This window comes from Mangrovibacterium lignilyticum (assembly GCF_010882175.1).
GTDB classification, from domain to species: Bacteria; Bacteroidota; Bacteroidia; order Bacteroidales; family Prolixibacteraceae; genus Mangrovibacterium; species Mangrovibacterium lignilyticum.
Window position 1 is genome coordinate 151,011 of record NZ_WKLH01000003.1, and the last position, 12,033, is coordinate 163,043.

Sequence of the window (12,033 nt, forward strand, 5' to 3'; positions counted from 1 at the left end):
ATGAAACGAATGCTATTGAGCTTGTGCCTGTTATTGTTTATCCTGACCTTAAACGGCCAGTCCGTTTCAGAACTGCGAGCCAAAAAATCGAATGCAGAAACACAAATTCGTTTAACCAGTTCCTTGTTGGAAGAGGCTCGAAAAAGTGAACAGTCTTCCCTTTCCAAACTACAATTGCTGAATTCACAAATCAGTTACCGGAACGAAATTATCGAAAGCATCAATCAGGAAATTGGATTGGTCGATTGGAGTATTTCAAATAACAATGAGATTATTGGGATGCTGCAATCCGATTTGAAGAGGTTAAAAAAGGAATATGCCTCTATGATTCGTTTTGCGCAAAAGAATAAAAATAGCTACGACATGCTTATTTTTCTGTTTTCAGCAGAAAGTATGAACCAAGCTTATAAACGTTGGCTTTACTTGCGACAATATGCCAAATACAGGCGTTCTCAGGCTGAGATTATTCATTTGGTGTCTGGAGTAATGGATGAGAATCTGGCCAAACTTTCAGAGAGAAAAAAGCTCAAAACGGAGCTTCTAAACGGTAAGCTTGAGGAATTCAGGTTGCTTGAAAAAGAACGGGGGCAACAAAACGATTTTGTTGCGACGCTTCAAAAAAAGCAAAAAGATCTAAAACGAAATATCAGGGAACAGCAAAAAATTCAGGATGAACTGAATCGGCAGATTCAGAAAATTCTGGAAGAAGAAGCCCGGAAGACAGCCGATAAATCCGGTTTTAGCTTGACTCCCGAACAGAAATTAATCGCAGCTGATTTCGAAAAGAACAAAGGTCGTATGCCATGGCCTGTTGAACGGGGGATAATTACTGAGCATTTCGGAGTACATGCTCATCCGGTTCTCAAGCAAATAAAAGTACGAAGTAATGGAATTGACATTAGCACAAATGTTGGGGCGAAAGCTCGTGCGGTGTTCGGAGGAGAAGTGAGTCGGGTCTTTGCTATTTCAGGCGGTAATATGGCTGTGATAATTCGACATGGGAGCTTTTTAAGCGTTTATTCCAATCTTCGGGAGGTGACGGTCAAGTCGGGTGAAAAAATTGCTCTGAAGCAGGAAATTGGGACGATTTTCACCGATCAGTCCGATGGAAATACAACAGTCATGAAATTTCAAATCTGGAAAGAAAGTCAAAAGCTCGATCCGGAAGAGTGGATCAGCCAATATTAGGTAAAAGAAAACCCGCCATAAGCGGGTCTTTCATTATAAGTTGGCAACTTTCGTTAACGTATTTACATCCAGTAATTTGATTTTTCGCCCTTGAAGCTCAATCAAATTATCATGTTTAAATTCCGACAATAACCGAATGACACTTTCAGTAGCTGTGCCAACAATATTAGCCAGCTCTTCTCTGGTCAAGGAGATTTGAAGCGTATTTGAATTGTCCAATTCGAAGTTTTCTTTCAATAAAATAAGAACCTCGGCCAGTCTTTCCCGGACAGTTTTTTGGGCAATATCTGTAATGTAGTCGTTTGCTTCGCGCAACTCTTTACAGACGATTTGCAACATGTGGTGCGAGAATTCCCAGTTGTTTTGAATTAAAAACAGTAAAGTTTGATAGGGGATGTGGCACAATACCGCCTCTTCGATCACTTTTGACGTAGTACAAGCCAATTCCTGGCTTAGTAAAGACCGGTAAGCAACAATCTCACCTTTTTTGGCAAAACGGATAATCTGTTCTTTTCCGTCAATACCGGTTTTATATATTTTCAGAATTCCGCGGGTCACACAATAGAAGCCGGTTAACCGACTTCCCTCCCGGTATATAATGCTTCCTTTTTTATACAACGAACAGGTTTTGTCGTAATTAAGATGCACAAATTCCTGCTCAGTAAGCTTTTTAAATAATTGGAATCCAGATAAATCACATTCTTCTTCGCTTGGTCTTTTTAAAGAACTTTTCATTTACCCTGTTGAATTAATTTTGAATAAATATTCGGTTTAAAATGAGACTAAATATACAATGATACCTTATATTTGTGAAACAAATTATTTAGATAGTTGGATATTTGAAATGTATACAATTATAGGACAAAAATAGTTCAAAAAACAATATAAACTAGTTTGTTATGAAACACTTTCTTGATTTAGCCTGGAAACAAAATATGGCCTTTGATACAGATATTGATGGACACAAATTGGTGTTTGATGCTGCTGAAGAATCCGGGGGTGATAATTTGGGTCCGCGACCTAAAAAATTGATGCTCGCTGCATTGGCCGGATGTACAGGAATGGATGTTATTATGATCCTGAAAAAGATGAAAATAGAGCCGGAAGGTTTCAATGTAATTGTAGAAGGAGATGTTGCAGATGATCATCCGAAGAAGTATACCAAAATGAAAGTGATTTATCAGTTTAAAGGTGCAAATTTGCCGATGGATAAACTGGAAAAAGCGGTGAGCTTGTCGGAAGAAAAGTATTGCGGAGTTAGCGCGGTTTATAAAGCAGCGCTCGATCTGACCACCGAAATTCGTATTGTCGAATAAACGTATTGACTGATTATAAATTGAAGGAGTCCAAATTTGGGCTCCTTTTTTATTTTGCCCTTCGAATTGTCTGCGAATATATGTTTGGAGGCATAACTTGTTTGCTATTCAAAAAGTTGGTGGTAAATTGATTGTCTGCTAAAAAACCATTAAAACTAAACGCATGAATAGTCTAAATCGTCGTCAATTTTTGAATGCCGCCGGTGCCATAACCGCCGGAACTCTTTTAACTAATCCAATACAAAGTTTTGCCGCCGGAGCCGATTCAAAATTAAAACTCGCATTGGCTGGAACAGGTATCAGGGGCACCAGTTTTTGGGGAAAGGCTATTGTTGAACGTTACCCGGGCGAAACGGAGTTTGTTGCCTTATTCGATCATAATCCGGGGAGGTTGGAATACGCCAAAGAATACATGGGAATCGACTGCCTGGTATTTACAGATTTTGAGGCGATGATCAATCAAACAAAACCAGATTACATCATTGTTACTACGGTAGATGCAACACACCATCAGTTTATAATTAAGGGACTTGAAATGGGGTGCAATGTGATCACTGAAAAGCCAATGACTACTGACGAAGTAAAATGTCAGGCTATTTTAGATGCAGAACGCAGAACTGGGAGGAAGGTTATTGTTGGTTTTAATTATCGTTACGGACTTCAATTTACCAAATTAAAGGAGTTGCTGGTTCAACAGGAGGCTGGACATTTAACTTCGGTTGACTTTCACTGGTACCTAAATACTTATCACGGAGCGTCGTACTTCCGTAGATGGCACGGCGAAAGGGATAAAGGCGGAACATTGCTGCTACACAAAGCTACCCATCATTTTGATTTGTTGAACTGGTGGATTGACTCGGACCCGATGGAGGTGGTAGCTTTCGGCTCGTTGGAGCATTACGGCCATAACAACGCCTATCGTGGTGCTAATTGCAGATCGTGTGCTTATACCGATCAATGTAAATTTTATTGGGATATTATGGGCGAACAGCGCATGGTAGATTTGTATGTGAAGAATGAAAAGTACGATGGTTACATTCGCGATAATTGCCTGTGGCGCAACCGCATTGATATTTACGATAAGATGGCTGTACAAATCAAGTATGCCAACAATGTGCAGGTTAGCTACTCGTTGACCACCTATTCTCCCTATGAAGGTTGGCGGATCGCTTTTAACGGGATGGACGGGCGTATCGATTCATGGGAGGGTATTCCATGGGAAACAGCTGAAATGGTCAGTCAGTCACAGTTACATGCAGCAGAAATGAGTCAAAATAGGAACGAACACCCCGAGGAATACGATGAAATAATGGTGATGAAGAATTGGGAGGATTACAAGTTGGTTAAAGTACCCAAAGTGCGCGGCGGCCATGGTGGTGGAGATGTTCGGCTTCAGGATAAGATTTTTAAGGATCCGAATATGGCAGATCCCTACAGACATTCGGCCGGAACCCGTGATGGAGCCATGTCAATTTTAATTGGAATTGCTGCCCGCAAAAGCATAGAGGAAGGGCGCACGGTGAAGATTGAGGAATTGACAGATTTACCGGTTCTAGCCTTAAGACCATAACAGAAATAAAAACAGATAAGGATTTGCACACTGCAGATCCTTTTTTTATGCTTTAATACTGCTAAATTTGATATACAATAGAAAATGAAGACATCATGAAAGCCATTAATCCATTTACAGGAAAGATATGCGGAATCTACCCCAAGCACAACGAGAAAGAAGTTAATCAGATCATCAATCAGGTTGATTTAGCCTATAAAAGTTGGCGGGCAAGTGATTGTTCAGAGCGGTCAGCTTTCTTGTTCAGGCTGGGCGAATTGTTGTTGGAAAAGGAAGATTGGCTTTCGGATATCATCACCTCAGAAATGGGAAAATTGAAAAAAGAGTCTCTGGCTGAAGTTCGGAAATGTGCCTGGGTTTGCCGGTATTACGCCGAACATGCTCCAGAATTTCTGGCTAGCGAGTCTATCCAAACTGAATCAAGCCAGGCATTTGTCAGTTACCAACCAATTGGAACTGTTTTAGCTGTGATGCCCTGGAACTTTCCTTTTTGGCAGGTTTTCCGTTTTTTGGCGCCAACGCTGATGGCTGGAAATACCGGATTACTGAAACATGCCAGCAATGTTCCGGGATGTGCTTTGGCCATTGAGCAACTGGTGGAGGAAGCAGGCTTCCCTGAAAATGTTTTTCGGACTATTTTAGTTGGCGGATCTGAGGTCAAAGCTATTATTGGCAATACGAAGGTGAAAGCGGTGACCTTAACCGGAAGTACTCCAGCTGGAAAATCGGTAGCTGCAGCAGCAGGTGCGGTATTGAAAAAAACAGTACTAGAGTTGGGAGGCAGCGATCCGTACCTTATTTTGGAAGATGCAGATGTGCAAGAAGCGGCACGCTTGTGTGCTGCCGGTCGTTTGCTGAACGCCGGTCAAAGCTGTATTGGTGCGAAGCGATTTATCGTTATGGATTCGGTTTATGAGGCCTTTAAAGCTGAGCTTTTACGACACATGGAATCGGCAAGGTATGGAAATCCGAAGGATGAAACGACTTCCATCGGTCCAATGGCAAGGCTCGATTTACGGGATGAATTGCATGAACAGGTAGTAAAAAGCATCCAATTGGGAGCCAAGTTGCTTTGCGGAGGGTATATTCCGGACGGAGAAGCTGCCTTTTATCCGGCAACCGTACTCGAGAATGTTCAAAAAGGAATGCCTGCTTATCACGAAGAGTTGTTTGGACCGGTAGCAGCGCTTTTCCGTGTTAAAAGCCACGATGAGGCTATTTCTGTAGCGAATGATACCGTTTTTGGACTTGGAGGGGCCATCTTTACCCAAAACACGGAAAATGCGAAACTACTGGCCGAAAAGGGCCTTGAAGCGGGTTGTGTTTTTATCAATGATTTTGTGAAGTCTGATCCCCGGTTACCGTTCGGTGGAGTGAAGGAAAGTGGTTACGGTCGGGAATTATCGTTGTTGGGAATTCGCGAGTTTGTCAATGCTAAAACGATCGTTATTAAATGAAATTTCGGGCAAACCATCCGAAGGCGACAATAAACAGTACGATTGAAAGAACCAACATACTTTTTTCGAGCCGGCTTTGTCGTTTGAGGTCTGCTTTGATTTGTTTCATAATTCGTTGCTTATCGGCTTCAGATCCTTCTTTGTATTTCAACTCTAAATGCGATCCAAAATGAATAAAACCTTCTTCATTTTCTCCAAAATGCTTCCTTTTCCTGACTGGATTCCTGTTTGCCTTTAAGCGGGAAATCATGTCGGCAATGTGACCTGCACCTCCTTCAAACATAATATTTTGATTTAAAAAGTTAGCTTTTAACTAAGTTACAACAATGGATTTTAAATTACAATTATGTTGAGATTGTTTTGCTGCGGCACAGAGAAATTGATTTTGTTTTAACAGATCAGCGGGTTGCGCTGATGAATAAGCTCTCGAGTGTTTTCGTTCTGAATTCGAATATCTGTTTCAGCTGTCTTTTCACAAAAAAAGAATGTGCCAGGTGCCCTAAAAGGCCAAATGGAAGTTTGTAGGATACTTTATCCTTCATTAGAATACCATCAGTTTCTTGCTGAAAAAAATGCTCGTGATGCCACATTAGGTAGGGGCCAAATCGTTGTTCATCAACAAAAAAGGAAGGAGGTACAGATTCCGTAATTTCTGTTACCCAATTTGTTTTTATGCCGGGAAGCGGCGATAATTTATAAGTGATCATCTGTCCTTTGTACATGGAATCCGGTCTGCCTGAGCTTATTTCAAATTTCATGTGAGCCGGCGTCATCTTACAGAGGTTTTCAGGTGATGAGAAAAACGCCCAGGCTTCCGCTAATGAAATGGGTAGTCGTTGTTCTGTTTCTAATGTATAAATGCCGGAGTGGTAACGAAATTTGATCATGTTTACTCAATTAAATGGTTGATAAGAAAACAAGTTCCAGTCTATTTTGTTTAACTATTATAGTCAATAATGAAACATAAATATCGTCTCTCAAAACCATCTTCAACAAGAAAAGAGAAAAAGAATAAGTATTTTTTTACAAAGCTTGAACCTTTCTAATCAACTTGTTGTTTTGGTGTTATAGTTCGATGTTCAAGTAGAAAAGATGAGGTCGAGAGAAAAGGTACAGAGATTTAAAGAGATGAAGAGAGAGAACGTCGAACTTGTTACAAAATTGATAAAAATATTATCTACGCAGATAGATTCAGGTTTAGTTTAGGTTTAGTTGGTTTATTAGTGAAAAGGGTTCGTTTTACCAAACGAGCCTTTTTTTTGTATAAAAAAAACCGCTCTTGCGTACAAAAGCGGTTTCGTATATGTAGAGTAAATTGCCGATCTGCAGAGCAGTACTGCAATTTACAGAAGCGTCACCAACAAGAGTTGGCAACGACTGTCTTATTTCATTTTATCGGATCTCAGACCCGTTTTTAACCTTGATTTCCGGAGAAATAAACTTCAGACTACCATCGGCATCTTCAGCCATCAAAATCATGCCCTGAGACTCGATTCCACGCAATTTGCGAGGCTCCAGATTTACCAGTACCGATACTTGCTTGCCAATGATTTCTTCCGCTTTATAATATTCTGCAATGCCTGAGACGACGGTACGCTTGTCAATGCCGGTATCCAGCAGAATTTTCATCAGCTTTTTGGTTTTAGCAACCGGTTCAGCCTCCAGAATTGTGGCTGTTCGAATATCCATTTTCATGAAATCGTCGAAGGTGCAGTTTTCTTTGGCCGGCTTGGCCACGGCTTCAGCAGCTTGATTGGCCTTTTTTGTAGCCAGTAACTTCTGTACCTGTGCCTCAATGGTTTCATCTTCAATCTTTTCAAACAGCAATTCCGGTTTATTTGTCAAATGACCTGCAGGCAACAAATCAGTTCGTCCCAGTTCGCTCCAATCCAGTTTTTCCAAATTGATGAATCCACGCAGTTTGGTCATACTGAATGGCAGGAAGGGTTCCAGCATGATGGTCAGGTTAGCGGTAATCTGCAAACAGATATTCATAACCGTTTTTACACGTTCCGGGTCCGTTTTAACGACTTTCCACGGCTCTTCGTCGGCCAGGTACTTATTACCCAGACGAGCTAAATCCATGGCTAATTTCAATGCTTCGCGGAAACGATAGCTTTCGATACTTTTTTCCACATCAGCCTTCAGTTTGGCAATTTCAGCCAAGGCGGCTTGGTCAACTTCGTTGGTTTCGCCTAAAGCAGGAATTTCGCCGTTATAATATTTTTGAGTCAGCACCAGTGCGCGGTTAACGAAGTTACCTAACACAGCAACCAACTCGTTATTATTGCGGGCCTGGTAGTCTTTCCAGGTGAAGTCGTTATCTTTTGTTTCCGGCGCGTTAGCAGTTAATGTGTATTTCAGCACATCTTCTTTGCCGGGGAATTCTTCCAAATATTCGTGCAACCAAACGGCCCAGTTACGTGAAGTTGATATTTTATCACCTTCGAGATTCAGGAACTCATTAGCCGGAACGTTTTCGGGCAGAATGTAGCTTCCTTCAGCCTTTAACATGGCCGGGAAAATGATGCAGTGAAATACGATATTGTCTTTTCCGATGAAGTGTACCATTTTACACTCTTCATCTTTCCAGTATTTTTCCCAATCCGGAGTCAGTTCTTTCGTAGCCGAAATATAACCGATTGGCGCGTCGAACCAAACGTACAACACTTTACCTTCACCACCTTTTACCGGAACAGGCACCCCCCAATTCAGGTCGCGTGTTACAGCGCGAGGTTGCAGGCCACTGTCGATCCAGCTTTTACATTGCCCGTAAACGTTACTTTTCCATTCTTTGTGGCCTTCCAGAATCCATTCTTTTAACCAGGGCTCGTACTCATCGAGTGGCAGGTACCAGTGTTTGGTTTCTTTCAACACCGGGGTGTTTCCGCTAATCATCGATTTTGGGCTGATGAGTTCGGTTGGGCTGAGCGAAGTACCGCAGCTCTCGCATTGGTCGCCGTAAGCATTTTCGAACGAGCATTTCGGGCAAGTACCTACAATGTAGCGGTCGGCCAGGAATTGCTTGTTTTCCTCGTCGTAATATTGTTCGGAAGTTTGCTCAACAAACTTGCCTTTGTTGTATAGTGTTTTGAAGAATTCGGATGCTGTTTCGTGATGAACAGGAGCACTCGTGCGAGAATATACGTCGAACGAAATTCCGAATTTGGCAAATGATTCTTTAATGATGCCGTGATACTTATCTACAATATCCTGGGGAGTAACACCTTCATTTTTAGCTTTTAGGGTGATTGGAACTCCATGTTCATCTGATCCGCCGATGAACAGCACATCCTGATTTTTCAAACGCAGGTAGCGTGCGTAAATGTCAGCGGGAACATAGACTCCGGCCAAATGGCCAATGTGAACCGGGCCGTTGGCGTAGGGCAGGGCCGATGTGATTAAAGTACGTTTAAAATCAGTCATTACACGAAAATTTATTCAAGGCGACAAAGATAAGCTAAATTTTGAGTTGGAGGAAAAACCGGGAACGACAGGTTTAAAGTTCTTCGGTAAAAAACCTACAAGTAACATTTATGGAATAGTTGTGTTGTTGCATTCCATCGTTTTTGATTCAGTTAAAGCAGAATCAAACCATTTTTCCGTATGTTTTTAACTGAAGGGCTGTTCCAGAAGAGCATAAAATCTCCGCCGGTCTGTTCCTCAAACTCGGTTTCCAGTTGGCTGAATGTTTTTGGACTGGCATGGTTGACCGAAAAACCGGCTAATTCTGCCATTAACCACTTTCCCTCTTCCTGTTTCAAGTGAACGACCAGATCATTTGTTCGGTTCGAGAAAGTCAGTTCGGCCATTTCAAACTGCTTGTTTTTCTTCTTTTTGGTGAAATATTTGGCACTGCCTTGTCCGCCCAGCCAATAAATACTGGCCGACGAGCTTGGTTTTTCAAACTCTTGGGTATCGATGGCTTGCTGAATGAAATCCGGAGCGACAGTTGTGCGCGGAACTTTAAAATCGAACCAATCCTGAAGGGGCAAGTCAAAACCAATGTCGTGCATGTAGTTGAAAAGCGATTTCCGTAAACCGTCACTGAATAGTTCGTGCTTGCATCCAATCGGGTCAATGTGTACCAAATCGTTGTTGGCAAAGCTTCCTGTTTCAGTGGACTCCCGTGCAACTTTAAATTTTTCGGGGTGAAGGCCTACCGGGCTGTGGGCTGTCATGGCAAACTGGTGCCAAAACCCGGATTGAATGACACCTGCTTCAAACAGTTGTCGAACCACATCCATCGAATCGATCGTTTCCTGGGCTGACTGAGTTGGAAAACCATACATCAGGTAGGCATGAACCATTATTCCGGATCGGGTAAAATTGTCGGTTACCCGGGCAACTTTTGTCAGGCTAACCCCTTTGTTGATCATGCCGAGCAATCGGTCTGAAGCAACTTCCAATCCTCCGGAAACCGCGATGCATCCTGATTCTTTCAGTAAAACGCACAAATCGTAAGTGAAACTTTTCTCGAACCGGATATTCGTCCACCAAACCACGGTCAGTTTCCTTCGGATGATCTCCAAAGCTAACGAACGCATGAGGGCAGGAGGAGCTGCTTCATCAACAAAATGAAAGCCGATTTCGCCGGTTTGACGAATGAGTTCTTCCATTCGGTCGCAAAGTTGCTTGACCGTGCTTGGCTCGTAACGTTTGATGTAATCGAGCGAGGTGTCACAGAAGGTACATCGGCCCCAGTAGCAACCGTGTGCCAGGGTGAGTTTGTTCCAACGTCCATCGCTCCAAAGCCGGTGCATCGGGTTGGCTATTTCGATAACCGACAAGTAGCAGTCCAACTGCAAATCACGATAGTCGGGAGTTCCCGTGTCAGCTTGTGAAATATCTCTTTCAACAGCACTATCCTTGTAAATCACTTGTCCGTTTTCGCAGATAAAGGTTCGTTTTAGCTGGTCTGCTTCCCGCTTTCCTTCCAGATGTTCGAGCAAGAGAAGCAAAGGAGCTTCGCCATCATCAAGCGTAATGAAATCGAGATAGTCGAAAACCCGCGAATCGGTTAACGATCGAAGCTCTGTATTGGGAAATCCGCCACCCATCACGATTTTAATTTCAGGATGGTTTTTTTTGATCCATTGGCCACACTTAAAAGCACTGTACAAGTTTCCGGGAAACGGAACTGACAAAGCGATCACTGTTGGTTGGTACAATTCAACTTTCGCACGGAGCAAGTCGATCAGAATTTCATCAATGAAATTATCCGGAGCCAAAAGCGATTCGTTGAGCTCATCAAACGAATTGGCCGATCGCCCCAGTCGCTCTGCATAGCGGCTAAAACCAAAATGTGGATCAACAGCTTCAATAATCAAATCTGAAAGGTCTTCTAAATAGAGCGTTGCCAGGTGTTTGGCTTTATCCTGTATTCCCATGGTTCCAAAAGCCCAGTCAAGGTCTTCAGTTTGCGAAAAACGGGAAGCTTCGGGAAGGAAAGTGCGGTCGCTGATGGCGTGGGCAAGAATCCTGTTTTTTTCCTGCAAAAAGCGGATGACCTCATCTATTGTCCGGATATAGTCGTCACGCATATTATAAATGCGCTGGCTGTTTTCAGATAGTTCGGGCTTTAAAGTCTCAATCTTTTGAAAAAGGGAACGCAACCCGTCCGACGAAAATAAGGACAGAATAACTTCAATGCCTAAATCACACTGATTGGACCGAATAGACCGGGTATTCAGAAATCCTTTTAAATAAGCTGTTGCCGGATAAGGCGTATTTAACTGCGTAAAAGGAGGATTGACAAAAAGTATCTTTTGGCTCACAATGCTGATATTTTTTCTTTCGGTAAATGTACGATAAAACCGGCGATGGACTACGATGCCGAAACGGACTGATTTTGGGAAAGGGTGACCCGAAATTCAAGCTATCAAAAGAAAATTTGGGGGATTGATATTCTTGTCGATTTGTGTTAACTTGATTATAATTAAAACACTGGTAATCACTATCTAAATCTATTGTTATGAGTTTGATGAAGGAATTTAAAACCTTTGCCATGAAAGGTAATGTTGTCGACATGGCTGTTGGTATTATCATTGGCGGTGCTTTTGGTAAAATTGTCGCTTCGTTTGTCAACGATGTGTTGATGCCTCCAATTGGCGTACTTTTGGGTGGAACCGACTTTAAAGTATTGAAATTTGTATTGCGTGACGATGTATTAAATGATGCCGGCGAAGTGGTCACTAAAGGAGCTTCCATCATGTATGGTAATTTTATTCAAACAACGGTCGATTTCCTTATTATCGCCTTTGCCATTTTTATGATGATTAAAGCGATGAATAGCATGAAAAGGAAAGAGGAAGCCAAACCTGCAGCTCCACCTGCTCCAAGCAAAGAAGAGCTTCTATTGACTGAAATCAGAGATTTGTTGAAACAAAAATAATATTGATGCATGTTTCATTATGGAAAGGCACTCCCGAAAACGGGGTGCTTTTTTTGTGTGTTAAAATGTCGTTGTCGAAAAGCTGTTTTCTTGATTTGTAACGATACC

The 12,033-nt window shown here is 42.2% G+C and carries 10 protein-coding genes; 5 read left to right on the forward strand and 5 right to left on the reverse strand.

The window, feature by feature from the left end; genetic code table 11:
• A complete protein-coding gene (locus GJV22_RS14895; protein WP_163715441.1) occupies window positions 1-1,188 on the forward strand; it encodes a murein hydrolase activator EnvC family protein in 1,188 nt (395 codons plus the stop codon).
• Window positions 1,189-1,221: 33 nt separating this feature from the next.
• Here GJV22_RS14895 and GJV22_RS14900 read toward each other — a convergent pair whose 3' ends face one another.
• The gene (locus GJV22_RS14900) at window positions 1,222-1,923 is read right to left on the reverse strand and encodes a Crp/Fnr family transcriptional regulator (protein ID WP_163715444.1); all 702 of its coding nucleotides are present in this window, start codon (window positions 1,921-1,923) and stop codon (window positions 1,222-1,224) included.
• A gap of 164 nt (window positions 1,924-2,087) precedes the next feature.
• On the opposite strand from GJV22_RS14900, the gene GJV22_RS14905 reads away from it, so the two are divergent.
• The 3 genes from GJV22_RS14905 (at window position 2,088) to GJV22_RS14915 (ending at window position 5,531) form a co-directional block, all read left to right on the forward strand.
• Entirely contained in the window at window positions 2,088-2,504 is a 417-nt protein-coding gene (locus GJV22_RS14905; protein ID WP_163715448.1) for an OsmC family protein, read from the forward strand.
• 163 nt (window positions 2,505-2,667) lie between these two features.
• Window positions 2,668-4,074, forward strand: a complete 1,407-nt coding sequence (locus GJV22_RS14910) for a Gfo/Idh/MocA family protein (RefSeq protein ID WP_163715451.1) — start codon at window positions 2,668-2,670, stop codon at window positions 4,072-4,074.
• A 95-nt stretch (window positions 4,075-4,169) separates the two neighbouring features.
• Window positions 4,170-5,531, forward strand: a complete 1,362-nt coding sequence (locus GJV22_RS14915; RefSeq protein WP_163715454.1) for an NAD-dependent succinate-semialdehyde dehydrogenase — start codon at window positions 4,170-4,172, stop codon at window positions 5,529-5,531.
• Here the strand turns inward: GJV22_RS14915 and GJV22_RS14920 are convergent.
• The 4 genes from GJV22_RS14920 to GJV22_RS14935 form a co-directional block, all read right to left on the reverse strand.
• The gene (locus tag GJV22_RS14920) at window positions 5,524-5,814 is read right to left on the reverse strand and encodes a hypothetical protein (RefSeq protein ID WP_163715457.1); all 291 of its coding nucleotides are present in this window, start codon (window positions 5,812-5,814) and stop codon (window positions 5,524-5,526) included. The two genes, GJV22_RS14915 and GJV22_RS14920, sit on opposite strands and share 8 nt — an antisense overlap.
• Window positions 5,815-5,929: 115 nt before the next feature.
• Window positions 5,930-6,418, reverse strand: a complete 489-nt coding sequence (locus GJV22_RS14925; protein WP_163715460.1) for an SRPBCC family protein — start codon at window positions 6,416-6,418, stop codon at window positions 5,930-5,932.
• Window positions 6,419-6,923: 505 nt separating this feature from the next.
• Window positions 6,924-8,957 carry a methionine--tRNA ligase gene (gene metG / locus GJV22_RS14930; RefSeq protein WP_163715462.1) on the reverse strand — a complete coding sequence of 678 codons (2,034 nt, stop codon included), beginning with the start codon at window positions 8,955-8,957 and terminating at the stop codon, window positions 6,924-6,926.
• A gap of 152 nt (window positions 8,958-9,109) precedes the next feature.
• Window positions 9,110-11,308: a B12-binding domain-containing radical SAM protein gene (locus tag GJV22_RS14935; RefSeq protein WP_163715467.1), complete on the reverse strand. Its 2,199-nt coding sequence runs from the start codon at window positions 11,306-11,308 to the stop codon at window positions 9,110-9,112.
• A gap of 197 nt (window positions 11,309-11,505) precedes the next feature.
• Between GJV22_RS14935 and mscL the strand changes: the two genes are divergently transcribed.
• Complete coding sequence (gene mscL / locus GJV22_RS14940) at window positions 11,506-11,925, forward strand: large-conductance mechanosensitive channel protein MscL (RefSeq protein ID WP_163715471.1); 420 nt, start codon at window positions 11,506-11,508, stop codon at window positions 11,923-11,925.
• The last annotated feature ends 108 nt before the right edge of the window (window positions 11,926-12,033 follow it).

What these genes read in the sequence shown, in the direction of transcription:
- GJV22_RS14895 (WP_163715441.1), top strand. Translation starts at nt 1, where the DNA reads ATGAAACGAATGCTATTGAGCTTGTGCCTGTTATTGTTTATCCTGACC.
- GJV22_RS14900 (WP_163715444.1), bottom strand. Translation starts at nt 1,923, where the DNA reads ATGAAAAGTTCTTTAAAAAGACCAAGCGAAGAAGAATGTGATTTATCT.
- GJV22_RS14905 (WP_163715448.1), top strand. Translation starts at nt 2,088, where the DNA reads ATGAAACACTTTCTTGATTTAGCCTGGAAACAAAATATGGCCTTTGAT.
- GJV22_RS14910 (WP_163715451.1), top strand. Translation starts at nt 2,668, where the DNA reads ATGAATAGTCTAAATCGTCGTCAATTTTTGAATGCCGCCGGTGCCATA.
- GJV22_RS14915 (WP_163715454.1), top strand. Translation starts at nt 4,170, where the DNA reads ATGAAAGCCATTAATCCATTTACAGGAAAGATATGCGGAATCTACCCC.
- GJV22_RS14920 (WP_163715457.1), bottom strand. Translation starts at nt 5,814, where the DNA reads ATGTTTGAAGGAGGTGCAGGTCACATTGCCGACATGATTTCCCGCTTA.
- GJV22_RS14925 (WP_163715460.1), bottom strand. Translation starts at nt 6,418, where the DNA reads ATGATCAAATTTCGTTACCACTCCGGCATTTATACATTAGAAACAGAA.
- metG (WP_163715462.1), bottom strand. Translation starts at nt 8,957, where the DNA reads ATGACTGATTTTAAACGTACTTTAATCACATCGGCCCTGCCCTACGCC.
- mscL (WP_163715471.1), top strand. Translation starts at nt 11,506, where the DNA reads ATGAGTTTGATGAAGGAATTTAAAACCTTTGCCATGAAAGGTAATGTT.